25 protein-coding genes are annotated in these 26,994 nt (G+C 65.5%); 14 read left to right on the forward strand and 11 right to left on the reverse strand.

The window, feature by feature from the left end; all coding sequences use genetic code 11:
• The first annotated feature begins 229 nt into the window (after window positions 1-229).
• Genes trpB through EPN33_13740 form a run of 3 tightly spaced genes read left to right on the forward strand, consistent with a single transcriptional unit; the run spans window position 230 to window position 4,072 of the window.
• Window positions 230-3,031: a tryptophan synthase subunit beta gene (gene trpB, locus EPN33_13730; GenBank protein ID TAN20841.1), complete on the forward strand. Its 2,802-nt coding sequence runs from the start codon at window positions 230-232 to the stop codon at window positions 3,029-3,031.
• The gene (locus EPN33_13735) at window positions 3,028-3,813 is read left to right on the forward strand and encodes a tryptophan synthase subunit alpha (GenBank protein TAN20842.1); all 786 of its coding nucleotides are present in this window, start codon (window positions 3,028-3,030) and stop codon (window positions 3,811-3,813) included. Before trpB ends, EPN33_13735 begins: the two co-directional genes overlap by 4 nt.
• Window positions 3,800-4,072 carry a chorismate mutase gene (locus EPN33_13740; GenBank protein ID TAN20843.1) on the forward strand — a complete coding sequence of 91 codons (273 nt, stop codon included), beginning with the start codon at window positions 3,800-3,802 and terminating at the stop codon, window positions 4,070-4,072. Before EPN33_13735 ends, EPN33_13740 begins: the two co-directional genes overlap by 14 nt.
• Here the strand turns inward: EPN33_13740 and EPN33_13745 are convergent.
• Entirely contained in the window at window positions 4,069-5,295 is a 1,227-nt protein-coding gene (locus tag EPN33_13745; GenBank protein ID TAN20844.1) for a YbfB/YjiJ family MFS transporter, read from the reverse strand. The genes EPN33_13740 and EPN33_13745 overlap by 4 nt on opposite strands.
• Before the next feature lie 54 nt (window positions 5,296-5,349).
• Between EPN33_13745 and EPN33_13750 the strand changes: the two genes are divergently transcribed.
• Together EPN33_13750 and EPN33_13755 are read left to right on the forward strand one after the other, a co-directional pair.
• The gene (locus tag EPN33_13750; protein TAN20845.1) at window positions 5,350-6,852 is read left to right on the forward strand and encodes a peptidase C45; all 1,503 of its coding nucleotides are present in this window, start codon (window positions 5,350-5,352) and stop codon (window positions 6,850-6,852) included.
• A gap of 61 nt (window positions 6,853-6,913) precedes the next feature.
• Window positions 6,914-8,320, forward strand: coding sequence for a peptidase C45 (locus EPN33_13755; GenBank protein ID TAN20846.1), 1,407 nt, complete (start codon window positions 6,914-6,916; stop codon window positions 8,318-8,320).
• Window positions 8,321-8,323: 3 nt separating this feature from the next.
• On the opposite strand, the gene EPN33_13760 is transcribed toward EPN33_13755, so the two are convergent.
• The 6 genes from EPN33_13760 to EPN33_13785 are packed head-to-tail and all read right to left on the reverse strand — an operon-like array spanning window position 8,324 to window position 13,052.
• On the reverse strand, window positions 8,324-8,731 hold the full coding sequence (locus tag EPN33_13760) for a PIN domain-containing protein (GenBank protein TAN20847.1): 408 nt from the start codon (window positions 8,729-8,731) through the stop codon (window positions 8,324-8,326).
• The gene (locus EPN33_13765; GenBank protein ID TAN20848.1) at window positions 8,722-9,021 is read right to left on the reverse strand and encodes a helix-turn-helix domain-containing protein; all 300 of its coding nucleotides are present in this window, start codon (window positions 9,019-9,021) and stop codon (window positions 8,722-8,724) included. Before EPN33_13765 ends, EPN33_13760 begins: the two co-directional genes overlap by 10 nt.
• Window positions 9,022-9,067: 46 nt before the next feature.
• Entirely contained in the window at window positions 9,068-11,491 is a 2,424-nt protein-coding gene (locus EPN33_13770; protein ID TAN20849.1) for an FtsX-like permease family protein, read from the reverse strand.
• Window positions 11,492-11,523: 32 nt separating this feature from the next.
• Window positions 11,524-12,087: a DUF4252 domain-containing protein gene (locus EPN33_13775; protein ID TAN20850.1), complete on the reverse strand. Its 564-nt coding sequence runs from the start codon at window positions 12,085-12,087 to the stop codon at window positions 11,524-11,526.
• 12 nt (window positions 12,088-12,099) lie between these two features.
• Window positions 12,100-12,414 (reverse strand): hypothetical protein, encoded by a 315-nt coding sequence (locus EPN33_13780; protein ID TAN20851.1) that lies wholly within the window; start codon window positions 12,412-12,414, stop codon window positions 12,100-12,102.
• On the reverse strand, window positions 12,411-13,052 hold the full coding sequence (locus tag EPN33_13785) for a sigma-70 family RNA polymerase sigma factor (protein TAN20852.1): 642 nt from the start codon (window positions 13,050-13,052) through the stop codon (window positions 12,411-12,413). Before EPN33_13785 ends, EPN33_13780 begins: the two co-directional genes overlap by 4 nt.
• Here EPN33_13785 and EPN33_13790 point away from each other — a divergent pair.
• The 6 genes from EPN33_13790 to EPN33_13815 all read left to right on the forward strand — a co-directional run bounded on the left by EPN33_13790 (window position 13,006) and on the right by EPN33_13815 (window position 21,083).
• Window positions 13,006-13,533 carry a DUF2911 domain-containing protein gene (locus tag EPN33_13790; GenBank protein ID TAN20853.1) on the forward strand — a complete coding sequence of 176 codons (528 nt, stop codon included), beginning with the start codon at window positions 13,006-13,008 and terminating at the stop codon, window positions 13,531-13,533. The two genes, EPN33_13785 and EPN33_13790, sit on opposite strands and share 47 nt — an antisense overlap.
• A gap of 252 nt (window positions 13,534-13,785) precedes the next feature.
• Window positions 13,786-14,016 (forward strand): hypothetical protein, encoded by a 231-nt coding sequence (locus tag EPN33_13795; protein TAN20854.1) that lies wholly within the window; start codon window positions 13,786-13,788, stop codon window positions 14,014-14,016.
• Between the two features lie 52 nt (window positions 14,017-14,068).
• Window positions 14,069-15,307 (forward strand): hypothetical protein, encoded by a 1,239-nt coding sequence (locus EPN33_13800; protein ID TAN20855.1) that lies wholly within the window; start codon window positions 14,069-14,071, stop codon window positions 15,305-15,307.
• Window positions 15,300-16,715, forward strand: coding sequence for an efflux RND transporter periplasmic adaptor subunit (locus tag EPN33_13805; protein ID TAN20856.1), 1,416 nt, complete (start codon window positions 15,300-15,302; stop codon window positions 16,713-16,715). The genes EPN33_13800 and EPN33_13805 overlap by 8 nt, the downstream gene beginning before the upstream one ends.
• Window positions 16,712-19,825, forward strand: coding sequence for an efflux RND transporter permease subunit (locus EPN33_13810; protein ID TAN20857.1), 3,114 nt, complete (start codon window positions 16,712-16,714; stop codon window positions 19,823-19,825). The genes EPN33_13805 and EPN33_13810 overlap by 4 nt, the downstream gene beginning before the upstream one ends.
• Before the next feature lie 61 nt (window positions 19,826-19,886).
• Entirely contained in the window at window positions 19,887-21,083 is a 1,197-nt protein-coding gene (locus EPN33_13815) for a cation:proton antiporter (protein TAN20858.1), read from the forward strand.
• Here EPN33_13815 and EPN33_13820 read toward each other — a convergent pair.
• The 4 genes from EPN33_13820 to EPN33_13835 form a co-directional block, all read right to left on the reverse strand.
• Window positions 21,080-21,511, reverse strand: coding sequence for a PIN domain-containing protein (locus tag EPN33_13820; GenBank protein TAN20859.1), 432 nt, complete (start codon window positions 21,509-21,511; stop codon window positions 21,080-21,082). The two genes, EPN33_13815 and EPN33_13820, sit on opposite strands and share 4 nt — an antisense overlap.
• The gene (locus tag EPN33_13825) at window positions 21,508-21,741 is read right to left on the reverse strand and encodes a hypothetical protein (GenBank protein TAN20860.1); all 234 of its coding nucleotides are present in this window, start codon (window positions 21,739-21,741) and stop codon (window positions 21,508-21,510) included. Before EPN33_13825 ends, EPN33_13820 begins: the two co-directional genes overlap by 4 nt.
• 75 nt (window positions 21,742-21,816) lie before the next feature.
• A complete protein-coding gene (locus tag EPN33_13830; protein TAN20861.1) occupies window positions 21,817-23,037 on the reverse strand; it encodes a hypothetical protein in 1,221 nt (406 codons plus the stop codon).
• Window positions 23,038-23,122: 85 nt separating this feature from the next.
• A complete protein-coding gene (locus EPN33_13835) occupies window positions 23,123-24,136 on the reverse strand; it encodes a zinc-binding alcohol dehydrogenase family protein (protein ID TAN20862.1) in 1,014 nt (337 codons plus the stop codon).
• Between EPN33_13835 and EPN33_13840 the strand changes: the two genes are divergently transcribed.
• From EPN33_13840 to menC, 3 genes are read left to right on the forward strand one after another with little or no spacing between them, the layout of a single operon-like run.
• Complete coding sequence (locus tag EPN33_13840) at window positions 24,113-25,108, forward strand: nucleoside triphosphate pyrophosphohydrolase (GenBank protein ID TAN20863.1); 996 nt, start codon at window positions 24,113-24,115, stop codon at window positions 25,106-25,108. The two genes, EPN33_13835 and EPN33_13840, sit on opposite strands and share 24 nt — an antisense overlap.
• On the forward strand, window positions 25,072-25,857 hold the full coding sequence (locus EPN33_13845; GenBank protein TAN20864.1) for a GNAT family N-acetyltransferase: 786 nt from the start codon (window positions 25,072-25,074) through the stop codon (window positions 25,855-25,857). The genes EPN33_13840 and EPN33_13845 overlap by 37 nt, the downstream gene beginning before the upstream one ends.
• Window positions 25,854-26,963: an o-succinylbenzoate synthase gene (menC, locus tag EPN33_13850; protein ID TAN20865.1), complete on the forward strand. Its 1,110-nt coding sequence runs from the start codon at window positions 25,854-25,856 to the stop codon at window positions 26,961-26,963. Before EPN33_13845 ends, menC begins: the two co-directional genes overlap by 4 nt.
• Window positions 26,964-26,994 lie beyond the last annotated feature (31 nt).

A 26,994-nucleotide genomic window follows, 5' to 3' on the forward strand; every position in this document is an offset into this window, starting at 1 on the left:
ATCATTTATTGGTCGCGGGCGCCCAGCGCGGCTCCGCCGCGCGGCCCGCTCTCTTAGGTCGCCAGACCGCTCCGCTGGGGGCCCCTACGCCCCGGCTCCGCTGCCGCCTTCGCCCTCCACGCGCGGGCGCCCAGCGCGGCTCCGCCGCGCGCCCGCTCTCTAAGGTCGTTAATCCGCTGCGCGTGCGCGGCGAAAGGGACGTGGGTAGCTGATAGGATAGAAGACCGAAATGAAGACGCGCAGTGCCAAACGCGGCAACCTGGAGGCGCCCGAAGCGGCGCCGGCAGCGGTCGGAGAGCGGCCGACGCGGCACCGGGGCGACTACAAGCGGCCCGGGCTACCCTCGATTCTGGAGGAGATCGTACAAGAGCAGCGGGTGCAAAGCGCGCTGCGGCGCACGATGATGCGTGGGACGCATGCACAATTGCGGCAGGCGCTGGCTGGACGCGCGGACCGGCGCCATTTCGTGGTGGCCTTGCGGGAGGCGCGGCGGCCGGCGGTGATTGCCGAGCTGAAGCGGGCGTCGCCGTCGCGTGGACGGATCCGGGAATCGTTTCCGGTGGCGGAGCTGGCGCGGGGCTATGAGAGGGCCGGGGCCACGGCGCTTTCGGTCCTTACCGAGGAAAAGCATTTCGAGGGGCGGCTGGAGTATCTCGAACAAGTCCGGCAGGCGACCTCACTGCCGATTCTGCGCAAGGACTTCATTGTCAGCGATTTTCAGGTCTATGAATCGGCGGCGGCCGGCGCGGATGCGGTGTTGCTGATTGCCGCGATCCAGAACGGCACCATGCTGCATCGGCTGGTGCATGCGGCGAAGAAAGCGGAAATTGCGACCCTGTGCGAGGTGCACAATGAGCGCGAACTAAAGATGGCGATGGGCGCGGGGGTGGATTGTATCGGGGTCAACCACCGCGACCTGCACACGTTTGCCGTCGATCTGGGAGTGGGCGAAGAACTGGGGCCACAGTTGACCCGCGACGTGGTGGGGGTGGCGGAAAGCGGTCTGCGGACGGCGGAAGACCTGGTGCGGATGTCGACGGCGGGATTCCGGGCGTTTTTGATCGGAGAGAGCTTCATGCAAGCGCCGGATCCGGGAGAGGCGCTGGCGCAACTGCTGAGTGGCGTGCAGATGCCGCTGATCAAGATTTGCGGCATCACCAACCGCGACGATGCCCTGCAAGCGGCGGCGGCAGGAGCGAGCGCCGTGGGATTCGTGTTTGCGCCCTCGCCGCGGCGGGTGCGGCGGGAGGTGGTGCGCGATCTGGCGCCGCTGCTGCCGGCGGAGGTGCTGCGCGTCGGCGTCTTTTCCGGCGCACCGCTCGACGAAATTGCGCAAACGGTGGAGGCGTGCGGCCTGCATGCGGTGCAGCTTCACGGCAACTACACGCCTGCTGATGGACGACGGTTGCGGGATCGCGCCCAGGTGGCGGTGTGGCGGGCGGTGAGCATGCCCAAAGGCGCCGAGGCGGGGCTGGAGTGGGCCGATGTCGCCGAGCGTTTTCTGCTGGATCACGCCGGCAAGGATGGCGTCTCCGGCGGCAGCGGACAGAGCTTCGATTGGGCGCAGGCGCGGGTGTTCGCGCGCGAGCTGGCGGCGCGCGTGCGAACGGGCGCGCCGGTTCCGGGCATCGTGATTGCCGGCGGACTGAAAGCGAAAAATGTCGCCGAAGCCTTGCGGAAGTCGGGAGCCGAGGGCGCCGATACGTCGTCGGGCGTGGAGAGCAAGGCCGGAAAGAAAGATCCGGAGGCGGTGCAGGCGTTCTGTCACGCGGCGCGGGGCGTGCTGCTGCTGCGTCGCAATGCCGTGCCGGTGCCGGCAAATACTTCCGGCGCGGCGGGAGCGGCGCCGGGGCGGTTCGGCCGCTACGGCGGACGCTATGTGCCGGAAACGCTGGTGCATCCGCTGGACGAGCTGGTGTCGGCCTACGAAGAGGCCAAGCGCGACCCTTCCTTTACCGCCGAGCTGAACGAGCTGCTGCAGAAATTCGCCGGGCGGCCGACACCGCTGACGTTTGCGCCCCGCCTGACGGCGGAGCTGGGCGGCGCCCGGATCTATCTCAAGCGCGAAGACCTGCTGCACACCGGCGCGCACAAGATCAACAACTGCCTGGGGCAGGCGCTGCTGGCGCGGCGGATGGGCAAGCGGCGCATCATTGCCGAGACCGGCGCGGGCCAGCACGGCGTGGCGACGGCAACGGTGTGCGCGCATTTCGGGATGGAATGCGTCGTGTACATGGGCGCCGACGACATGGCGCGGCAGGCGCTGAACGTGGCGCGCATGCGGCTGCTGGGGGCGGAAGTGCGGGCGGTGAACTCAGGAAGCCGCACGCTCAAGGACGCAATCAATGAGGCCATGCGCGACTGGGTGAGCCGCTGCACGGACACACATTACTTGTTGGGGTCGGTGCTGGGCGCACATCCGTATCCGGCCATGGTGCGGGATTTTCACATCTGCATCGGGCGGGAGGCGCGGCAGCAGATTCTGGCGGCGGAGGGACGGCTGCCGGCGGCGCTGATCGCCTGCGTGGGCGGAGGGTCAAACGCCATCGGGCTGTTTCACGCGTTTCTCAACGACCCCGGCGTAGCGCTGATTGGTGTGGAAGCAGGCGGCCGGGGGACGGCCTTGGGCCAGCATGCCGCGCGCTTTCAGGCAGGTGAGGGCGGCGGGACGCCGGGCGTGCTGCAAGGGACATTCTCCTACCTGCTGCAGGATGCCTACGGACAGGTGGCGCCGACACACTCGATATCGGCGGGCCTGGATTATCCTTCGGTGGGGCCGGAGCACGCGGAGCTGCACGACCGGCGGCGCGCGGAGTACGTGGCTGCGGATGATGCCGCAGCGCTCGAAGCGTGTCAGCGATTGTCACGGTTGGAAGGCATCATTCCGGCGCTGGAATCGGCCCATGCGGTGGCCGAGGCCTGCCGGCGCGCGCCACAGATGGAACTGGACAGCGCGATGATCATCAATATCTCCGGGCGCGGCGATAAGGACATGGACATTCTCACGCGGGAGCTCAAACTGAACGCATGAGCCGGCTGGAGCGTATCTTTGCCGAAAGCCAGACGCAACCGCGGGCGCTGATCCCCTACCTGACGATCGGCGATCCGACGCTCGACGCCAGCCGCGCGATTGCGCTGGCGCTGGCGGAAGCGGGCGCCGACATTATCGAGCTGGGCGTGCCCTTCAGCGACCCGGTGGCGGATGGGCCGGTGATTCAGGCCGCAAGCCAGCGCGCGCTGGCACAGGGCGTGCATTTGAGCGACGTGCTGGCGACGGCGCGCGCGATCCGCGATCGATCCAAGGTAGGACTGCTGCTGTTCAGCTATTACAACCCCATCCTGCGCTATGGCCTGGAGCCGTTCGCACGGGATGCGGCGGCAGCCGGATGCGACGGCGTGCTGGTGACGGATTTAATTCCCGAGGAAGCCGGCGATTACCGCCGCATTCTGCAGGCGGCGGGACTGGACACGGTCTTTCTGGTGGCGCCGACTTCGCCGCCGGAGCGGCTGGGAGCGATCGCGGCGGCGAGCAGCGGATTCATCTACGCGGTTTCGCGGCTGGGAGTAACCGGCGGCAGCACCAGTGCCGGCAGCAGCCGGGATTTGATTGCGGAGCTGCGGCGGCATACCAAGCTGCCGGTCGCGGTTGGGTTTGGCATCGCCAGCGCGGAACAGGTGAGCGCGGTCGCGGCATATGCGGATGGCGCGGTAGTGGGTTCGGCGCTGGTGAGCGCGATCGCCGCAGCGGCGCCGGGAACCGAGGCGGCGGCGGCGGCGCGGTTCTTGAAAGGCCTGAGAAATGGACATCGCTGAATGGCGCAAGCAAATTGACACGCTGGATCAGCAACTGGTGGCGCTGCTGAACCAGCGCTGTCGCTGCGCCCTGGCGATCGGCGAGCTGAAGCAGGCGCAGGGCCTGCCGATTGCCGAGCAGGAACGCGAAGAACGGGTGCTGGCCAATATCCGGGCGGCCAACCGGGATTGCGGCGGGCCGATCGATGATGCCGCGCTGGAACGCATCTTTAACTGCATCATGGCGGAAATGCGGCGCTTGCAAGGGACGGGAAGCTAGCGCGCGAGCGCCGCGAGCAAAGCCCCAACCACCAGGGCCAGGGCACCGATGAGGAAGATGGGCTCGTAGCGGCTGGCGTGGGCGTAGATGCCGGAAAAGGCCATGGCGGCGGCGGCGTAGGCGCTGGAAAAGGCGAGCGTCATCACGCCCCAGGCGCGGGTGCGGCGGGCAGGCGGGGTCAGCTCGACCGTGCGCGCGGCAAATAGGGTGGTGGCGCCCATGCCGGCGGCGCCGACTAGCAGCGAGGAAATCACCAGCGGACCGGTCGTGGTCGCCCAGAGCGGCAGCGCCAAGCCCAGCGCCTCGATGACCATGCCGGCTGCGAGACTGCGGCGGACACCGAACCGGTCACCCAGCCAGCCGGCGGCGAGCGGACCGAAGGTGACGCCGATGCCAAATAAGAGGTAATCGTGACCACCGGCCTGCAAGCCGCGACTGAGCTGGCGGGCGATGAAATCGACCCAAAAGAGCGAGTGCGGAGCAAAGCCGACGGCGTTGCAGCAGTAGGCGGCGAACAGCCATACGAACGCCCAGGCGCCGGCGTCGCGCACTCGCGCTCCCCCGGGCATTGACTGGCGCCTGGCACCGAGTGGTGGAGGCGGGGCAACCTCAGCCGGGGCAACCGCCATTACGCTCCAACCGCTCCAGACGATGGCGGTGAGCACAAAGCCGAGTAGTGCGAGCAAGAGCCAGGCGGCGGGCAAGCCCAGACGCACAAGCGCCGGGATGGCTTCGCCGGAAAAAATCATGCCCACGCCGACCCCGCCGAAGATCAAGCCGCCGACTACGCCGCGGGTGCGCGCCGGCACGAGAGCCAGAATGCTGGGCACCGCCAACACCATGAGCACGCCAGCGGCAACGCCGGCCAGCAGGCGCCAAACGGCGTACCAGGCAAATCCCCAATTCAGGGAGCAGGCGGCAAGGCTTCCGGAAGCCACCAGCATGGCCGCGCGCAGCCAGGGAGCGGGAGCACGATGGGCCAGCCAAGTGCCGGTGATGACCGCGCCAATGAGATAGCCCACCAGGTTGACAGAGGCCAGAAAGTCCGCAACCCCGGGCGTGAACCAGCGCGCGTGCACCAACGCGGGAATCAACGGAGAGTAGCCAAAACGGGCAATGCCGAGACCTACGAACAGGGCCACCGCACCCAGCATTGCAGTCCGCCAGGGGGAGAGAATGGGCGCGGTCAGGCGCGAGGTGGGTTCCGGCATGAGGAATCTCATTTTCCCATGCGCGGCTGCCTACTCTGCGATACAGTGGCGCCTGAGGAACCAGATATGCGCCGTTATTTACCGTTTTTGCTGCTGAGCGTGATTGCCGTTGTCGCCTGCTCGTCGGCCGGATCGAAAGCCGCCAAGCCGGATCCGCGCCTGACCGGAGCGTATATGAGGCCGGCGCAGCAAGGCTGGTATTTTGTGCATCTGCAAGGGCCGCCGGGCACGATCGGCTACCAGAACGGCTATTTACTGGCGCCGCGAATTGAGGATTTGCTGCAGGTGGTAGAGCTGGAACAGACGCACGACAGCCACCGGCCCTGGAGTTTTTTCCGGACCGAAGCGAAAGCAGAGATGTGGCCGCACATCGAGGCGGAATACCAGCAGGAGTTGCAAGGAATTGCCGACGGCGTGAACGCCCACGGCGGGCACGTGGACGTGTGGGATATCACGGCCCTGAACGCGCTGGAGGAGTGGAGCTACTTCATTGAGCAGTGGGACAAGAACCATCCGCAACAGAAAGTGGCGCAGGCGCAGCACCGGACTGGGGCTACGGGCCCCCAGCCCGGTGCGGGCATAAGCGGGTCGCTCGGCGCAGCCGAGCGCGGCCCCGCGCCAATCAAAGCCCACTATCCCGGTGCGGGCGAACACTGCAGCGCCTTTGTGGCGACGGGCGCGTATACGAAAGACGGCAAGATCGTGCTTGCCCATAACGACTGGGCCAATTACCTGGACGGGGAACGCTGGAACATCATCTACGACATCGCGCCGGAGCACGGCTATCACTTCGTCATGGACGGGCTGCCAGGCGTCATTCACAGCGCCGACGATTTCGGCGAAAACGCCGGCGGCATCATCATCACCGAAACCACCATCAGCGATTTTCATGGTTACGCGTTCAACAAGATTCCGGAATTCGTGCGGGCACGCAAGGCGATGCAGTACGCCTCGTCGATCCAGCAGTTTGCCCAGATCATGGAGGGCGGCAACAACGGCGGCTACGCCAACAACTGGCTGGTGGGCGACACCAAGACGAACGAGATTGCCGATTTGGAGCTGGGACTGAAGGTGGTGACGCTGTCTACGTCGAAGAGCGGCTTCTTCGTGGGCTCGAATTTCCCGGTCAGCCCCAAGCTGGCCAGGGAAGAGACGACCTTCAACCGGAAGGATCCGGCCAACAGCGAAAACGCGCGGCATACGCGCTGGCTGCAGTTGATGAAGCAGTACAAGGGCAAGATCGACGTCGCAGATGCGAAGAAGTTTGAGAGCGATCACTACGACGCGATTTTGCACAAAATCAACCCGGACTACCGGACACTGTGCGGACACGGAGAAGGGCAACCGACCGGGGACATTCCTCTGGATATGGGAGCGGTCGAAGGCAAGGCCACGGACGCGGCGCTGGCGGCCAATTTGTCGTTCTGGGCGGTGGAGGGGCGGCCGTGCGGCGAAAGTTTTGTGGCGGCCACGTTTTTGAAGACCCACCCGCAATTTGCCTGGGAAGCGCCGGAGCTGCACGACATGCCTGGCCATGCCTGGATCGAAATTAAAACCGGCGGAAAATAGCCGCTTTTTTCGTGGTGCGGCCTTGCGGGTTCGGGGTATAGTGGCGGCTGAGGAGCGAGATATGCGCCGTTACCTACCCTTATTGCTACTGGGAGTGATTGCCGTCGTGGCCTGCTCGTCGGCAGGTTCGAAAGCGGCCAAGCCGGATCCGCGCCTGGCCGGGGCGTACATGAAACCGGCGCAGGATGGCTGGTATCTGGTCCACCTGCAGGGCACGCCCAGCGACATTGGCTTCCAGAACGGCTATTTGCTCGCCCCGCGCATCGAGGATTTCCTGCAAGTGGTCGAGCTGGAGCAGACGCATAACGGTCATCGGCCCTGGAGCTTTTTCCGCACCGAAGCCAAGCAGGTGATGTGGCCCTATATTGAGCCGGAATATCAGCAGGAGCTGCAAGGCATCGCCGACGGCGTCGATGCGCACGGCGGCCACGTGGACGTGTGGGATATCACGGCCATGAACGCGTTCGAGGAGTGGAGCTACTTCCTGGAGCAGTGGGACAAAGATCATCCGCAACAGAAGGTTGCCAAGCTGGATTATCCCGATGTGGGCGATCACTGCAGCGCCTTTGTCGCTACCGGCGCCTATACCAGCGACGGCAAAATCGTGCTGGCGCACAACAACTGGTCACCCTACATGCAGGGCTCACGCTGGAACATTATTTATGACATTACGCCGCAGCACGGCTATCACTTTGCGATGGACGGACTGCCGGGCGTGATTCACAGCGCCGACGATTTCGGCATCAATTCCGCCGGCATCATCATCACCGAGACCACCATCAGCGACTTCCATGGCTACAACTTCAACGGCGTGCCTGAGTTTGAGCGCGCGCGCAAGGCGATGCAGTATGCGTCGTCGATCAAGCAGTTCGCGCAGATCATGGAAGACGGCAACAACGGCGGTTATGCCAACAACTGGCTGGTGGGCGACACCAAGAACAACGAGATTGCCGACCTGGAACTGGGGCTGAAGGTGGTGACGCTGTCTACGTCCAAGAACGGCTTCTTCGTGGGCTCGAATTTTCCGGTCAGCCCCAAGCTGGCGAAGGAAGAAACGACCTTTAACCTGAAAGACCCGGCCAATAGCGCCGACGCCCGGCATACGCGCTGGCTGGAGTTGATGAAGCAGTACAAGGGCAAGATCAACGTCGCCGCGGCGGAAAAGTTTGAGAGCGATCACTACGACGTGATTCTGAAGAAGATCAACCCGGATTCCCGCTCGCTATGCGGGCATGGCGACACCCATCCGCCGTTCCATGATTCCGGCGCGGTCGAGGGCAAAGTGACGGACGCGGCGCTGGCGAACCATCTGTCGTTCTGGGCGGTGCAGGGGCACCCGTGCGGGGAGAGCTTCAACGCGGCGGCGTATCTGAAGGCACATCCGCAGTACGACTGGCAGGCGCCGGAACTGCGCGACATGCCGGGGCACTCCTGGACGGAATTCACGCTGGGCCTCAAGAGCAACTGACGCTCAGCCGCGGATGCGGCACTTGCCCCACTGAGCAAAGTGATGGTCGTAAGTAAACGCCTCCTGGATGTTTTGTACCTCCAGCAAGGCGAAACTCATCGCATCACACAGTGACCAGTCTTTATCGCGGTAGCGTGCCAGGATGGAGCGCGCCCTCTCTTCTTCTCCACGGGTCAGGCGCACCACCGTCAATGGGCGCCGCTGCAGCCAGGCCCATGCGGCATTCCGGCCAAGCCGCGACAGCAGAAGTGCATGCGCTTCCGCCTCGATATAATTCGTGATGATCCCTGCCCGACGCTCTGAAGCCAGAGCACCGGATGCTGCCATAGCCGCGGCATGGTGCTCATCGTCCGCATCAAGCCACGCCAGAATCGCGCTCGAGTCCCAGAGGACAGAAGGCGTCATTTCCAATGTGGCTGCCCGAGGATGGCGTATTTATCGCCCGAGCCCGGTCCCTTGCCTCCGCTGCGGTACTTGCCCAGCAGCTCGAACATCGGGTTATCGAAAGTAAACGGCGGCAGGTTGGCAAACCTTAGGTCCACACGGGAGCGGGGGCGCCGCACTGCGGAGGCGGGGATGCGGCGGCGGCCATGCGTACGGACACTTCTCAAACTACCGCGTTGCAACATGCGGTAAACCGTGGCGCGAGACACGCCCAGCCGGCGGCCGGCCTCTTCCACGCTCAACAACTCCTGCGCCATAGGCTTACTGTATCATGCGACACTCGAATTCTCATTTTTCTCACACCTATTCCGCGCGCAGGGCGGTGAGGGGATCGGTGCGGGTGGCGCGATGGGCGGGCCAGAGGCAGGCGATCACGGCCGCGGCAATGACCGCGGCGGCGACCACGGCCAGCACGAGTGGGCTGGCGGGGCTGACGTTGAACAGGAAGGAAGCGAGCAGGCGGCCGGCGAGCAGGGCGACGATCAGGCCCGCGACCACGCCGGCGAGGACGGGCGCGAGGGCCTGGCGCACGACGAGGCCCCAAATATCGCCGCCGCCAGCACCCATAGTCATGCGGATGGCCAGCTCCTTGCTGCGCTGCGCCACGTTATGCGACACCAGCGCGTACACGCCGATGGCGGCGAGGATAAGCGCCATGATGGCGAACAGCAGCAGCAGCGAAAACTGGTAATGCTGCGGCGCGACAGCCTGGGTCGTGAGCGCCGCGAGCGGACGAATTTTGGGCACGGGCGCCAGCGGGGCGACACTCGCGATGGCCTGGCGCAACGCGGCATCGAGCGAAGCTGCGGGCAGCGTGGTGCGGACCACCAGCGCGACCGAGCCGAGCGGAAAGCCGCCCACGATGGGAGCGTAGAGCACCGCCGGGGGCTTGGTCTTGAGTGACGCCCGGACATCGCCGACCACGCCTACGATCTGGGCGGGGTGGTCATTGTGAATCAGCGCGCGTCCGACCGCAGCCGCCGGATCGCGGGTGAGATCAGGCCAGAGCGCTCGCACTGCAGCGAGGGAGAGGATAACAGGCTCAATCTTGTTGTCGTCATGGTCGTCCGGAGCGATATCGCGGCCGCGCAGCAACGGAATGCCGGCGGCGGCGAAATAGCCGGGGCTGACGAAACGGACGTTCACCGTCGGCTGTGTGCCGGGTGCATAGGTTTGGCCGATGACGCCCATGCTGTCGATCCAGGTCTCGCCGCTGAGCGGCAGATGCGAGGTTTCGGCCGCGACGCTAACCCCGGGAATCGCCGCCGCCGCGGCGGGCAGGCGGGCGAAAATCTGCTCCCGCTGCTGGCTGCTGTACGCGCTCATCACCACGTCGGCGGCGACGGCGTGACTGGCGTCAAAGCCGGTCGGCTGATGAATCAGTTTGTAAAAGCTGAGACCGAGCAGGCCGACGGCGACGAGCAGGATGGTCGAAAGCGCCGCCTGCACGGCGATCAGGCTCTGGCGCGAGCGCAGGCTGGAACGGTCGGCAGTGGTGGCGGCACCGGAGGCCTTGAGGTAGCTGTGGGGATCGGAACGGGCAAGGCGCAAGGCAGGCACCAGGCCGGTGAGGAGACCGGCAACGACAGAAAGTGCCAGGCCAAAGGCGATGACGCGCCAGTCGAGATGAACCTGATCGAGACGCGGAATATCGGCGGGCGCCACGGCGATTAGGAAGCGCAGCGAGAGAGCGGCACAAACAATGCCCAGAATGCCGCCAAGGAGGGCCAGCAGAATGCTCTCCTGCAGCACCTGTCGGACGAGCCGGCCGGGCGCGGCGCCGAGGGCGATGCGGATGGACCAATCGCGCCGGCGGTCGGCAATGCGGGTGACCCACAGACCCCCCAGGTTGACACAGACCACCAGCAGGACGGCGAGCACGCCGGCGAGGAGAATCCAAAGCTGCTGCTGGGCCTCGGCCACGGTATAGTCGCGCAGGGTGGTGATTTTGGCGATCAGGGTGAGATTGCCCTGATGCGCGGCGCGGGCGACATCAGCCTGGATGGTATTCAGTTGCGCCAGCGCCATGGCAGGCGTGACGCCCGGCTTGAGGCGGCCGACGACGCTGAAGTTGAAGTTGCTGAAGGGATCAGTGAACGAACCATAGAGCTTGAACGCCTGAAAGTACTGAACCGGCTCGGCGGCGGTCATGGTGCCAAGCGAGCGGCCGTCCACGTGGAAGCTGGACGGCAGCACGCCGATGATGAGGGCGGGATGACTGAGTGAGCCGACGGTGCGGCCAATGACATCGGGGTTAGCGGCAAACTGCGTGCGCCAGACCTGATCGGTAATGACGGTGGGATTGAGATTGCTGTTCGCATCTGCCGCAATGAAGTTGCGGCCCAGCTCGGGATGAACTTCAAGCATGGAGAAAAAATTGGGCGTGACCGCGGCGCCGTGCAGCAGCAGGGGGCGACCGCTCTGCTGCAGCGCCATGGAGCGGCCTTGCAGAGCGGAAAGCGCCTGAAAATCGGTGGCTTGGGCCGTCCAGGCGTTAAATGAGGCAGGCGTGCAGAGCCACGCGAGATCGAGTGCGGCGGCCTGCGGGACATTCGGAATCGCCTCGCCGAGCATCACCAACTGGCCGGGGCGCGGCAAGCGCAAAGGCGTCAGCAGCACGCCGTTGACGACCGAAAACATGGCCGTGGTGGCGCCGATGCCGAGGGCCATGAGCAGGATCATCGTCCAGGCCAGGCCGGAGCCAAAAGAGCCCTTTCGAAGTCGCATAAATCCTTATACTGCCGCGGCAAGCAAAAGTTTCAGGGATTTTTCGTCTGCAGTTTAGGAATGCCGAGGTTGCCCCCCAACTGCGTCAGCTCGTGCGGCGTAATCGCGCCGACGATATTGACCACAGTGAGCTCGTAAGGCTCGCGGCAGAGGATGGCCATGCCCAGAATGCTTCCGTCGTTGGCGGTAGAGACGTAGACTTCGGTGTTCTGGTGGTCGCGGTCGCGGCCGGTGGTGCGAACCGTGGCGATGCGCGTCCAGCCGGGGGCGCGTAACTGCTTGCGAATGCCCGCTAGCGCCGGATCGGTGAGGCGCGGAGCATGATCGAACTCGAAGCTTTTGACATAGATGCCCTTGAGCTTGGAGAGCATGGCGCGATCCTCGGCGTTGAGGCCACCCTCGCCGTGATTCAGAAACGCCAGGCCCAGCTTGAGCACCGTGCCATCGAGAGTCACGTCGCTGACCTGACTGGCGCGCGCGGCGAGACCGGGAAGATTCATTTGCAGGCGCGGCTGCTGCGCCCTAAGGGGCAGCAGCCAAATGGGGAGCAGGAGCAACCAAAGGGAGCGTCGCATATTTGCCTTCACACGGAACATACGCACCGGCGCTTAGGGCGCACGCACCACTTTCGCGCGCACGGCAGCCAGTTCGCTGGACGCCAGGTGGAGGGCGGCAACGAGCTGTTGAGCGGCGGTTCGGGCGCGCTGATGCTGCACCCGCTGATAGCGGAAGAGGCCGAAAGCAGCAAAGATTACGACAACCGCGAGCGCAGTGCGCAGACGCCAGGGGCCAGGGGCCAGGGACCAGGGGCGCTTCGGCGAGGCTGGCGGTAGGGCGCGCAGGCGGGCCAGAACTTTAGGCGCCAGATCCTCGCGCGGAGGCTGGCGGCGGAGGGCAGCTTGGAGTTCGTCATCGAGGTTCATGAGATGACGATCCTTTCTACTGGGCGCGCATCGAGCTCAGCACGGAGACGGCGCAGGGCGCGCTGGAGCTGGCTCTTGACGGTAAACAACGGCCGCCGCAGCACGCGGGCAATTTCGGCCGGGTCGAGGCCTTCCTGATAGCGCAGTACGACCACGGCCCGCTGATGCGCCGGCAGGCGGGCGACGGCGGCGCGGAGCGCCTGAGTGCGCCAGGGATCGGATGCGTGAGGCAGAACCGAAGGTTCGGGAGCATCCTCCAGGCCGAGGCGCGGACGTAGCTTGCGGCGGCGGTAACGATCGAGCGCCTGGCGTGTGGCCACCTGGCGCAGCCAAAACAATACGTGGCGGTCGGATTCCAGCTCCCGGCCGTGCTGGAACAGTTTGCAGAACACTTCTTGCGCCACCTCCTCGGCGTCGGCCTCATCCCCCAAAAGGCGCCGCGCCAGGCTGACAACCATCGCCTGGTGCTCGCGCACCAGGGCCGTAAAACGCTCTGGATCGCTCGTCAGGTCCAAGGCAGGGGTTCCCTGCTCGTTATATACGCGCCGGTCGCTAACCGCGAGTGCATAATTTTGAGCTACACTGATGCGCATGAAGAAGCTGCTGGCACTTGTGGCGTTCTTGTCGGCGTTCGGCATGGTCTTGACGGCGCTGGCGCAACAGAAACCGCTAAGCCCTCCCGAGCAGGCGCAGGTGACGGTCGGGGGCAAGACGATCTCCATCAAATATTCTGCGCCCTCGGTGCGCGGGCGCAAGATCTTTGGACCGGGCGGGTTGCTGTCGCATGATCCGACCTACCCGGTGTGGCGGGCGGGAGCCAATGCCGCCACGGCGTTCCACACGGACGCAAACCTGAAGCTGGGTAACCTGAACGTGCCGGCGGGAAATTACACGCTGTACGTGCTGGTGAAGGATCCCGATCACTGGCAGCTCATCGTCAACAAGCAGACCGGACAGTGGGGACTGACCTATAAGCCAAACCAGGACCTGGGGCGCATTCCCATGGAGATGAGCGTGCCCGGCCAGGTGATTGAACGGCTGCGCTACGTCCTCAGTCCGGCGAAGCTGACGCTGGAATGGGACAAGCACATCGCCTCAGTGCCCATGCAGATCCGCTAACGCAGTTTTAGCATCACTGTAGCCCGCGCCAACCATCCCGCACCACGGTAAACGACGCACGTGCCGTCGTTCGTACGGGTGGCAAGCCACATTTGCTATGCTGAAGCGGTGAAGCAGTTGCGGCATTGGCTGGCGGTCACAGTTGCCATAGGGGTTCTGGCTCCGGTGCTTTGTTTGGCGCTCACGTGCCAAACGCCGGGCCCCGGCGCGATGGCGGCGATGAATTGCTGCCGGAAAATGCATAGCTCCTGTATGCGAGGCGAGCTCGCGGGCACGGAATCGTGCTGCCGGAAGGTAGAGGCGCAGCCGCTGGCAGCATTGCACGCGGCCAACGCCGAGTATGGCGCCCCGGCCCTGATGCCGCTTACCGCAGCCATGCCGGCGGTGGTCGCAGTACCGCCGTGCGGGTGCATGCCGGAGGCGAACGTTTCCCCGACACCACCCGTTTCGCTGTACGCGCTGCACGCCAGCCTGCAGATCTAAAGCCACAACCCCGCAACCTTCCTATTCACCGTTCTCAACGGGAGGAGATCCCATGCGTGTGTTTTGGCTTTTTTGCGCCCTGAGCGTAGCCGCTCTGGGGCAAGCGCCCATTCCGCTGGCGCAACTGCAGGCGGAGGCACGGGCGCACAATCCGGGATTGCAAGCGGCGCGGCAGCAGTGGCGGGCGGCGCAGGCGGCGATTGCGCCCGCGGGCGCGCTGCCCGACCCCAGCGCCGTGGTGCAGCAAATGACGGTCGCGGTGCCGGCGCCGTTTACCGGCCTGCGGGGCAATATGATGTCGGCGATCGGGGTGGGGGCGATGCAGGCGCTTCCCTACCCCGGCAAGTTGAAGCTGCGGGCGGGCGTGGCCCGCGGTCAAGCGCAGGCGCAGCGGCAGCACTGGGAACAGGCCGCGCGGCAGCTCGACCTGCAGGTCGCCGGCGCCTATATCGGGTTGCAGCAGTCGCGGGCACTCGAGACGGTGCTGCGGCAGCAGCAGCAGGTGCTGGCGCTGGCGGAAAAGCTGGCAGAGGTCCATTACCGTACCGCGCAGGGCCCGCAGGCGGATGTGCTGGAAGCACAACTGCAGCAGACCACGCTGCTGCGGGATCTGGACAGCAATCAGGAAATGCAGCAGGCGGCACAGGCGGAGCTGCAGGCGCTGCTGAACCGGCCGGCAAGTACCCCGGCGATCGTGCCGGAACCGCTGCATGAGACGCGGTTGCCAGCCGCGGCGGCGCAGCTCGCTGCGGCGCTGGCGGCCAGCCCGGCGCAGGCGGCGCAACGGGCGCGCCTGCAGGGAGCGGAGACGGCAGTGGCGCTGGCGCGCAAGAACTTCAAGCCGGACTTCACAGTGCAATACATGTTCGAGGAAACGGCGTCGGGTTTTCCTGACCGGTACGAGCTGTCGCTGGGGATGACGTTGCCGTGGTTTCACCGCCGTAGCCGGCAGGAGCCGGAACTGGAGCAAGCCGCAGCCGAGCGGCTGGCGGCACAGGCCGGGCTGGAAGAGCTCGCGCAGCAGCAGCGTTACCAGCTCACGCGGGCGCTGCTGGAGGCGCAGAACGAAACGCGCCTGCTCACCATCGACCAGCAGGGCGCGCTGCCGCAGGCGCAGGCGGCAGCGCAAGCCACGCTGACGGCCTATGGCAGTGGAAAGTCCGACTTCAACAGTTACCTCACGGCATGGCGGGAAACGCTGGCCGTCGAGCAGCAGTACTGGAACACCCTCGCAGCGCACGAGACGGCGCTCGCGACGGTGACGGAATTGACGGGGGTGAAGCATGAATAACGGAAAGCGGTTTTTGCTGCTGCTGGGACTGTTCGCTTTGGCGGCGGGCGCGCAGCAGCGGGTGCAGGCGATTGGGACCCCTACCGCCGTAGTGCGGGTACAGGCGCTGGCGAATCCGATAAGCACGGTGGCGACGGTGGCCACGGACGAAGCGACGATCACCACCGTCACGGCACGCTTTAGCGGCTGGATCGTGAGCATGAACGCCAACACGCGCTATCAGCACGTGAACCGGGGGGAGGTGCTGTGCACCATCTATAGCCCGGAAATCTACGCCGCCGAGCGGGACTATCTGTTCGCGGCGCAGAATGCGCAGACGCTGGCGGCGAGTCCGGTGGCGGGCGTGGCTGCGGGAGCCAAAGCGCTGGTAGCCGATGCCCGCGAGCGGTTGGCGCAGTTGCAGGTGCCGGGACAGGAGATCGCGCGGCTGGAACGCACGGGCGTGGCCAAGCAGCGTTTTGCGCTGCGGGCGCCGGAGACAGGGATTGTGAGCGAGCGGGAGGCACTGCCGAACGAACAGGTGACGGCAGGAATGCGGCTGTACACGCTGACGGCGCTGCAGCCAATTTGGGTGAATGCACAGGTAGAAGAAAGCGCCCTGGGGCGCATTCACGCGGGGCAGCGGGCGACAGTGCGGATGGACGCCTATCCGGGCCGGACCTTTACAGGACGCGTCGACTTCATCAATCCGCAGGTAAACGAGACGAGCCGGACCGCCAGCGTGCGCCTGGTGCTGCCGAACGCAAGCCAGGAACTGACGCCGGGCATGTACGGCAGCGCGACGGTCGAGGTGCCGCTGGGACGGCGGCTGGTGGTACCGGCGAGCGCCGTCCTGCAGACCGGAACCGGGGCGCTGGCGTTTGTGGCGGAAGGCGGCGGGCGGTTTGACCCGCGGCCGGTGGAAACGGGACCGCAGGTGGGGCAGCAGATCGTCATCCGCAAGGGCTTGCGGGCGGGCGAACGGGTGGCGACCGGGGCGAACTTTCTGATCGCTTCGGAAGCGCAGTTGTCGGCGGCGGCGGGCAGCTACGCGCCCCCGCCGCCGGGCGTCAGCGGGTCGGGGGCCAGCGGTCAGGGGACCAGCAACGCAGCACAGGTCGCGCTGACGAGCGATCCCAGCCCGGCGCGCAAGGGCGCCAACACCTTTCGCGCGCTGCTGACCACCGCGGCCGGCCGGCCCATCACGGGCGCCCAGGTGGAGCTGACGCTGAGCATGCCGGCCATGCCGGCAATGGGCATGGCAGGGATGACCGTGCGCGTGGCGATGCAGGAAGTCGGCGGCGGGCGCTATCGCGGCCAGGGCACGCTGGGCAGCGGTGGCAATTGGCACGTGAGCCTTGTGGCCCGCAAGAACGGCAAGATTGTGGCCCAGGCGCAAACCTCGCTGCGCGCCGGAGGTGGAATGTGATCGAGCGGCTAATCGCTGTCTGCGCCCGCAACCGCTTCCTGGTTCTGGCGATTGCGGTACTGCTGTTGCTGGCGGGGACTTACTCCATCGGGCGGATTCCGCTGGATGCGCTGCCCGACATCAGCGATGTGCAGGTGGTGGTGCATACGCAATGGCTGGGCGAGCCTCCCAACGTGATTGAAGACCAGGTCACCTATCCGCTGGTGACCGCGATGCTGGGCACGCCGAAGGTGACCGACGTGCGGGCGCAAACTATGGAAGGCGACTCCTATGTGACGGTTGTGTTCCAGGACGGCACCGACCTGTATTGGGCGCGGGCGCGGGTGCTGGAGTCGCTCGAGCGCGAGCAGGCGCTGCTGCCGCCGGACGTCCACCCAGCGCTGGGGCCGGATGCCACCGGCGCGGGATGGGTGTACGAGTACGCCCTGGTCGACCGGACGCACCCGCAGAGCCTAGCGGATCTGCGGGCGCTGCAGGATTGGTTTCTGCGCTACCAACTGGAGACGGTGCCGGGCGTGGCCGAGGTGGCGACCATCGGCGGGTTCGAGCGCCAGTATCAGGTGAACCTGATGCCGGACAAGCTACGGCAGTACGGGGTAAGCCTGGAACAGGTGATTGCGGCGGTGCGCGCCAGTACGAATGAAGTGGGCGGCAGCACGCTGGAGCTGAGCGGGGCGCGCTACATGGTGCGCGGACTCGGCTACGTCCACTCGCTGAGCGATTTGCGGGCGGTATCGGTCGGCGAGCGCGGCGGCGTGCCCATCACCCTGGCGCAGCTCGGGACGGTGGCGTTCGGGCCGGAACCGCGCACCGGCATCGCCGACTGGAATGGCGCAGGCGAGACCGTCGGCGGCATCGTGATGGCGCGCTCGGGCAGCAACGCGCTGGAGGTGATTCAGGGGGTCAAGGCGAAACTGCAGGCGCTGGCGCCATCACTGCCCGCGGGCGTGCAAGTCGAATCCGGCTATGACCGCTCGGGGCTGATCAATCAATCGGTAACGACGCTGCGTGACGCACTGATTGAGGAAGTGATCGTGGTCAGTTTGGTGATTATTTTCTTCCTGTGGCATTTCCGCTCGGCGCTGGTCGCGGTGCTGACCCTGCCGGTGGTGCTGGTGGTGACGTTTTTGCCGATGGCGTATCTGCACGTAAGCGCCAACATCATGAGCCTGGGCGGGCTGGCGCTGGCCATCGGAGAACTGGTGGACGCCGCCATTGTGATGGTGGAGAACGGGCACCGGCGGCTGGCGGATCATCCCGAGGCGCAAGGGCGCGAGCGCGCGCGCATCCTGCTGGAAGCAGCGCAACAGGTGGGGCCGGCGCTGTTTTTCTCGCTGCTCATCATCGTGGCGTCGTTTCTGCCGGTGTTTCTGCTGGGTTCGCAGGCGGGGCGGCTGTTCCGGCCGCTGGCGTGGACGAAAACGCTGGCCATCGCCATCTCGTCGATTCTGGCAGTCACGCTGGTGCCGGTGCTGATGCCGCTGCTGATCCGGGGCAAGCTGCGGCCGGAGAGCCGCAACCCCATCTCGCGGGCTACGCAGGCCGTGTATCATCCCACGCTGCGCTGGTGCCTGCGGCATCCGGCGTGGACCATTCTCTTCAACGTGATCTTCTTTGCCGCCACGTTGCCGTTGGCGTTCCATCTGGGCAGCCAGTTCATGCCGCCGCTGTTTGAAGGCTCCAGCGTCTACATGCCCACCGGACTGCCGGGGCTGGGGGTGACGCCGGCGGCGCGGCTGCTGCAAGCGCAGGATCAGATCATCCGCGGCTTCCCCGAGGTCAAAAGCGTATTTGGAACCGCGGGCCGTTCCAACAGCGCCACCGACAACGCCCCGCTGTCGATGTACGACACCACCATCACGCTCAAGCCGCGTTCAAGCTGGCCCGCGGACATGACCTATAGCAAGCTGATCGCGGCGATGGACGCTAAGCTGCAGTTCCCGGGACTGACCAACAACTGGACCATGCCCGTGGCCAACCGCATGGATATGGAGCTCACCGGAATCAAGACACCGGTGGGGATGAAGATCTACGGCCCCAGCCTCGATGGCATTCAGGCGCTGGGAGTGAAAATCGAGGGCATTCTGGCGGGCGTGCCGGGCGTGACTTCGACATTTGCCGAACACGTGGCGGATGGGCTATACATCAACATCACGCCGCGGCGGGCGCAGATTGCCCGCTTTGGCCTGAGCGTCGCGGCGGTGCAGCAGGCGGTGACGAGTGCCATTGGCGGCATGGACGTGGCGGAGACGCTGGACGGAAGGCAGGTGATTCCGATCAACGTCCGCTATGCACGCGACTTTCGCAGTGATCTGCCGGCGCTTCAGCAGGTGCAGATCGCGACGCCCAGCGGGGCGCAGATTCCGCTGGCGCAGGTAGCGCAGATCAGCTTTAACCGCGGGCCGGCGATGATCCGGGATGAAAACGGCGTGCTGACGGGATATTTATACCTGGACGTGGCCGGACATGATTACGGCGGCCTGGTAGCGCGCGCCAACCAGGCCTTGCAGGCCGGGCTGAAGCTGCCGGCGGGCTACAGCTACACGTGGTCGGGTGAATATGCGTTTCAGCAGCGCGCCGACCGGCGGCTGGAGATGGTGGTCCCGATCGTGTTTTTCATCATCTTCCTGCTGTTGTACATGATCTTTCACTCGGTGATGGAGTCGGTGATGCTGATGATTCCCACCTTCTATGCGCTCAGCGGCGGCTTGCTGCTGCAGTGGTGGCTGGGGTATGAGTTCAGCGTGGCGGTGTGGGTAGGCTACATTGCGCTGTTCGGTATAGCGGTCGAGACCGCGGTGGTGATGCTGGTCTATTTGCGCGAGGCCTGGGAAGAGCGGCGGAAGACCGGCCAAGGGAGCCTGGAAGATGCGGTGATGGCAGGCGCGGTGCTGCGGCTGCGGCCCAAACTGATGACCGTGGCGGCGGTGCTGGCGAGCCTGATTCCGATTCTGGCGTCGTCGGGCATCGGCTCGGACGTGATGAAGCCAATTGCCGCGCCGATTGTGGGTGGCATGGCGACGTCGGCGGTCAATGTACTGATTCTGGTGCCGCTGCTGTACGCGATGCTGAAGCGGTGGGAAGAACGGCGAGAGTTGCGGTCACGCTGAGCGTGCCCTTAAGGGAGTCCTGCCAAAGCAGGAGCGTCGGCCTGCGCTAAGGTAAAGGAACGTGACGCCTGTAGGCTTGCAGCCGCTGCTCAGCCTGTTTCTGCTGTTTGTCGCCGCCAAGATCGGCGAGGAGGTATTCGAGCGTCTGCGGCAGCCGGGGCTGATCGGGCAGATCGTCGCCGGTTTCCTCATTGGCCCGGGACTGATGCACTGGGTGCAGCCGTCGGCAACGCTGGACTTCATGGCGGAAGTGGGCGTCATTTTTCTGCTGTTCGAGACGGGCCTGAAAACGCAGCCGGAAGAGATGACCGAGCACGGCTTCGTCAGCGTGGGCGTGGGGTTTTTTGGCGTGATCACGCCGCTGGCGCTGGGCTGGGCGTTTGCCGCTTCGATTGGCGAGAATGCCGTTACCGCGCGCTTTGTGGGCACGCTGCTGGTGGCCACCAGCATCGGGATTACCGCCAAGATCCTGACGGATTTTGGCGCGCTGAACACGACCTTCGGGCGCGTCATTCTGGGCGCGGCCGTGCTGGACGACATTCTCGGCCTGCTGGCGCTCTCGATGCTCACCAGCTTCAGCAGCACGCAGTCGCACTGGCTGAACCTGCTGCTGACGGTGGTATTCGTGGCGTTGTTTTTCGTGGTGGTGCTGTTTTTGCGGCGGCAGGCGTTTCCGCACCTGCGGCCGCGGCTGGGGAAATTACGCACGGCGGCGCCGCAATGGACGTTTGCGCTCATCATCCTGCTGGGCTTTTCGGCGATGTCAGCCTATATCGGCCTGGCCGCCATCATCGGATCGTTTCTGGCCGGCCTGTTCGTGAGTGAGTCGGAAGAGATTGCGCCGGCGCTGCGCGCCAAGGCGGAAGCGGTGAGCAGCTTTGTGGTGCCGTTCTTTCTGGCTAACATCGGCCTCAAACTCAGTCCGTCGGCGTTGACGCGGCCGCACGATCTGGAGCTGATCGCCGCGCTCACGCTGATCGCCATCGTCACCAAACTGTTCGCCTGCGGCATCGCGGCGCTGCCGCTGGGGCGGCGCTCGGCGCTGCTGGTGGGACTGGGAATGATTCCGCGCGGCGAGGTGGGCATCGTGGTCGCCAACGAGAGCCTGCGGATTCCGGCGATTCCGAATGCGTATTACTCGATCGGCATTGCCATGGCGGTGCTGACCAGCCTGATCGGGCCGCTGTTGCTGCGGCTGGTGCTGCGGCCCGAGCGGCCGCTGGCGGAGGCCGAGGCGGTCAAGCCGGCGGCGGGTTAGGTCAAGCCGCCGGACGCGTGCAACGGACGTACATGCTGGCTGAGATCGGGCGCTTTGCGCGCCAGCAGCTTCAGGAGGCGGCTATCAGCAGTGACATAGGCAGCACCGGAGTCGACAGCGAGAGCGAGATAGAAGCAATCGTACGCCGGGTGATCCAGGCGACAGGCGATTCGGGTTGCTGCCGCGATCAGTGGCCGAGAGGGAATGATCTCAACTTCCACGAGGAGCAGAAGTTCGACCGCAAGCGCGGCCTCCTTACTGCTGAGTTCGCCGCGATGGTGCTTTTTCCAAATAGAGTTCGCGCACTCCGGAAGTAGCAAATCAGGCGCAACCAGTTGGTTCGGAAGCAATTCCAGCGCCGCGTCCGCATCCACTTCCGGCACGATCCACTTGATGGCGACGCTGGCGTCAACTACGAGCCGTCTCATCGTTCACGGCGCGATTCGCGCAACAACTGTTCGGAAGGCGTGTGATGGCGACCGGCGAGGCGGCGGCGAAACGCGCGTGCCAGATCTTCAAAGGAAGATGAGGTTGACCCCAGCGCCTGGCGGAGGATTTCGCGGTGTTCGGCCTCGGCGGAGCGGCCGTGACGGGCGGCGCGCAGCTTGAGACGCTTCACCAGATCCTCGTCGAGATTGCGGACGTGCAGGCTCGCCATACCCCAATGCTAGCATTGCTGGCATTGCTGGCATTTTGGGGTCAAGAATACGCCGGCCCGGCAAAGGCGCCGTTGTTACTCGCCTTTGACGCCGGAAGACCCGCCGTGTTCACGGCTGTTGAAGATGCGTGCGGGATAGCCGCCCCACGCGAGCATATGCAGCAACGCATCCCGCAATGGTCCCCGCTGCATAGTGCCCGAGTGGATCAGCGCCGCGACCATGTCCAGCGCGCGGTCCGGCTCCGCGGCGAGGAAGGCGGTCATTAGGGTGCGGTCCTGGTACGCATGGCGCATGGCGCGCGCCATGTTGGGCCAGATCCCCAGTTGCAAATTGATGGCGCTGGGGTTGTTCACGAAACGGCTATTCAAACCCCGCCCCCCGGCGCCGCACCAAAACCATATAATGTCGCCATTCGGCCGGATGTAACAGCCGTGCAGCACGCTGCCCGACAACGCATGAAAATACTCCGTGCGTGCCAGGAACGTAGTCAGCGTCCCGTTCCCGCCGAAGGTACGCCGCGGCCGGCTGAGCTCGACCTGGTCCCGTCCCGAAGTCAGCACCCCATGGCCGATGCGCCGCTGCAAGGTGTCCGCCTCGACCTCGTGGCGCAGGTCCTCCAGCACGCCGGGGAACAATGAAACATCGGCGCCGCCCGCCATCATGCTGCCCGCCCACGTCGCCATCATGTGCGGCATGGACGACAACCGGCCGCGCACGAACTCCGGCGAAGTTCCGGTCATCTCCGCAATCCGATATATATTGCCGGCATTCGTGGCCACCAGATAGAAATGAGCGTCTGGAGGACCGTTGTACAGCCCCGGGTTAACCACGCCGGTCACAATTCCCCCTTCCTCCAGGGAATATTGCTGCGCCAGTCTTTCCACGTCGCCTATTTGAATCCCCAATTGCGGGCATTCCGGCGCCGTCTGCGGGTCGAAACCGAACTCCCTCATGATCGTCGGCGGTAGCTGACTGGGCTGATCCGATCCAAAAATATATGCGAAGATGCCGACTACGGCTACACCCACCGCCGCGACCGCCGCCAGGGTGTTGAAGTTGCGCCGCTGGTTACCCCCTCTACCGCTGCCTTGCCCGCCACCGTGCCACTGCCGGCGCGGTGGCTGAATCTGAAGCTGCCGGGGATTGAAGCGCGGGGACGGCGGGACATACCTGATGGGCGGGGGCGGGAGATATATGATCGGCGGGGGCGGGGGCGGGAACCATGCCGGCTGCGGAATTCGCAGGCGCAGCCGGACGGCAAACCCGCGAAAGAATCCGAATTGCAAGAACGACACTTCTGCCTCCAGTCTCAACTGACCATGACATAACAGCACCGGAAAACAAACCGACTATAACACCCCGATCCGCTTCAGGAACAGGTTAGGGAGCGAGTAACACGCCGGCGCCGGCGATGGCGTCGTTTTTCAAGGCCGCAAGAGCTTCGTTCGCCTGGGCGAAGGGGAAGGTGCGGGTGCGGCTGGTGACGCCGGCGCGATGGGCTTCGGCGAGGAAGTCACGGCCGTCCGCGCGGGTGTTGTTGGCGACGCTGCGGATGACACGCTCGCGGTACAGCCAGTCGTAGTTGAGGGCGGGAATCGGGCTCATGTGAATGCCGCCAAGGACGAGCGTGGCCCCGGGGGCGAGGGCGCGCAGCGCGGGGGGGACGAGCTCGCCGGCGGGAGCAAACATGAGGGCGGCGTCGAGCGGCGCCGGCGGCGCGGCGGCAGCATCGCCGACCCAGACGGCGCCCAGCTCGCGCGCCAGCTTCTGGTGGCGCTCGTGATCGCGGGTGCAGACGTAAACTTCGGCGCCGCGAGCGCGGGCGATCTGGATGGCAATGTGGCCCGCCGCGCCAAAGCCGTAAATGCCGAGACGCGCGCCCGGCCAGGCGTCGGCAGCGATGCCGCTGAGACGCAGGCAACGGTAGCCAATGATGCCGGCGCAAAGGAGCGGGGCGGCTTGCATGTCATCCAGGGCGTCGGGGATCGGGTAGACGAAATCTGCGGAGGCGAGGAGAGCCTCGGCGTAGCCGCCCGGAACCGTCCAGCCCGTAAACTCAGCGTGTTCGCAGAGATTTTCGCGGCCGCTGCGGCAGAACGGACAGGTGCCGTCGGTGTGGTGTAACCAGGCGACACCGACCCGCTGGCCAGTCCGGAGGTTCGAGACGCCCGAACCCAAAACCGCAATTTCACCGACAACCTGATGGCCGGGTGTGATGTTGGGACGGCGAACGGGCAGCTCGCCCTCGACGACATGCAGGTCGGTGCGGCAGATTCCACAGACATGAACCCGCACCAGAACTTCACCCGCGCCGGGCGTGGGCTCCGGCACCTCGGCGAGTTGCAACGGGTGTTGGCCGATGGGCTGCGGATGTGGCAATATCCAAGCTTGCACTCTGAAACGCCCCTCTCAGCCATCGTAACGCGGGGGTCGCGCCGTTTGCCCCCAAGGCAGAACCGGCGCGGCAAGGCCGCGAAACTCGGCAAGCCAGCTCGCCCCAGTGGAACGAAGAGGCGCGGCCCCGGCGGGGCTGGGCCGCGGGCCCCAGCCCTGCCGAGCGTAAGCGGGTCGCTCGGCGCAGCCGAGCGCGGCCCCGCGCCAGTCAATGAAGCCCGCTTCCAGCGCGTCGTCGAGATCATGCGCCGGCTGCGCGCGCCCAACGGCTGCCCCTGGGACCGCGAGCAGACCTTTGACAGCATCCGGGCGAATACGCTGGAGGAAGCCTACGAGGTGCTGGAGGCGATTGGCGAGCGCGACTGGGAAGGCCTCCGCGAAGAGCTCGGGGATTTGCTGCTGCAGGTGGTGTTCTACGCCGAAATGGCCGAGGAGGAAGGCAAGTTCACGATTGCCGGCGTGCTGGAAGAGCTAGCTGACAAGCTGGTGCGGCGGCATCCACACGTGTTCGGGAAAGAGAAAGCGGCCAACGCCGACGCCGCGCTGGCGCGCTGGAATGCAGCCAAGGCGGCGGAAGGCAAGCGCGAAGACCGCTCGGCGCTGGCGGGCATTCCCCGGGCGCTGCCGGGACTGGCAGAAGCGCAAAAGATGGGGCAGCGGGCGGCGCGGCAGGGCTTTGACTGGGACAATGTCGAGGGCGTGTGGCGGAAGCTGGACGAAGAGTTGGCCGAACTGCGGACCGCGGAAACGCGGGAAACGCGGGAAGAAGAAATGGGCGACGTATTGTTTACGGCCGCCAATCTCGCCCGGCACATGGGCGTGGATCCGGAAGCGGCGCTGAAGCACGCCAACCAGAAGTTCGCCCGCCGCTATCGGGCGATGGAAGCGCTGGCGCCGGATGCGCGCGGGCGCACAGCACAACAGTGGGAGGAACTATGGCAACGGGCGAAGCGCGCGGAAGCGCAGGAGTAGAACCAGAGACAGTCATCCGGGAGCTGGAAACCCCGGCGGAAATGGAAGCCTGCGTGGAACTGCAGCGCCAGGCCTGGGGGTTCAGCGACCTCGACTTGATCCCGCGACGGGTGTTTGTAGTGGCGCGCAAGATCGGAGGGCAGATGCTGGGGGCGTGGGAAGGCGAGCATCTGGTGGGATTTTCGATGGCGCTGCCCGGCCATCGGCCGGGGCAGTCGTTCTGGCATTCGCACATGCTGGCGGTGGCGGCCTCGCACCGCAACCGGGGACTGGGACGGCGGCTGAAGCTGAAGCAGCGGGAGACGGCGCTGGCGGTGGGCATTGAGGTGCTGGAATGGACCTTTGACCCGCTGGAGATCAAGAACTGTTACTTCAATCTGGCGGTACTGGGGGCGATCGCACGGCGCTATCACCCCAACTTGTATGGCATGACGAGCAGCAAGTTTCAAGCGGACCTGCCCAGCGACCGGTTGACGGCGGAGTGGTGGCTGCGTTCGGCGCGCGCGGAAGCGGCCGCCAAAGGCGAATCCCTGCCGGCGGCCGAAGTCAGCAGCGAAGTGGTGGTCCCCGGCGAGATTGACGCCTGGAAGCAGCAGCGCGACGAGCGCGCCGCAGCGACACAAGCGCGGGTGCGGGAAGCGCTCACGGCCGCCTTCGCCAATGGCCAGGCGGTGGTGGGCTACCGCGTCGAAGCGGGCGAGGGCCGGTTTCTGCTGGGCGCGGCCATGCAGGCGGGAGTAGCCGCATGAAGATCGAACAAATTACACTGCGGGAAATCCGGATGCCGCTGGTCACGTTTTTTGAGACCAGCTTTGCACGCATGCGCGAGCGGCGGATTCTGCTAGTCGAAGTGCGTGTCGATGGCGTCGTGGGCTGGGGCGAGTGCACCTGCGGCGAAGCTCCCTATTACAACCACGAAAGCACCGACATTGCGGCCGTGGTGCTGAAGGAGTTTGCGATTCCGCTGGTGCTGGGCAAGGAGTTCGCCACGCCGGGCGAAGTGGGGCAGGCGATGGAGCGCATCCGGGGACACCGGATGGCGCGGGCGGCGATCGAGGATGCCGTCTGGGCGGCGCAGGCCGAGCGCGAAAGCAAGCCGCTGTGGCAACTACTGGGCGGTACGCAGCGCGAGATTGCCTGCGGGGTTTCGATTGGGATTAAAGACTCGGTGGAAGAGCTGCTGGAAACCATCGCCAAGGAACTCGCGGCCGGTTACCAGCGGGTGAAGATCAAGATCAAGCCGGGCTGGGATGCGGCGGTGGTCGAGCAGGTGCGGGAACGATTTCCCGGCATCGCGCTGACCGCCGACGCCAACTCGGCGTATACGCTGGCCGATGCCGCCATGCTCCGCGGCCTGGACCGGTTTCACCTGATGCTGCTGGAGCAGCCGCTCTGGCACGACGACATCCGGCTGCATGCGCAGTTGCAGCGGGAAATGACGACCCCGCTGTGCCTCGACGAGAGCATTCACCATGCGCGCGACGTGGAGACGGCGGCGGCGCTGGGGGCCTGCCGCATCATCAACATCAAGCTCGGGCGCGTGGGCGGGTTCAGCTCAGCGATCGCGGTACACGACGCCGCGCAGAAGGCCGGAATGCCGGTGTGGTGTGGCGGCATGCTGGAGTCGGGCGTGGGGCGGGCGCACAACATTGCGCTCTCCACGCTGCCGAATTTTTCGCTGCCGGGAGACGTGAGCGCCAGCCAGCGGTACTGGACGGAAGACATTATCGAGCCGGAAGTCACGGTGACGGCGCGAGGAACCATCGCGGTTCCGGACCGCGCGGGAACGGGCTACGCCGTGCGGCGGGAGCGGGTGGAGAAGTTGACCGCCTGGAAAGAGAACTTCAAGGCCTGAGAGGCCCTGCTTCGCGCTGACGCGCTTCGCA

It is taken from the genome of Acidobacteriota bacterium (genome assembly GCA_004299485.1).
Classification (GTDB): domain Bacteria; phylum Acidobacteriota; class Terriglobia; order Terriglobales; family SCQP01; genus SCQP01.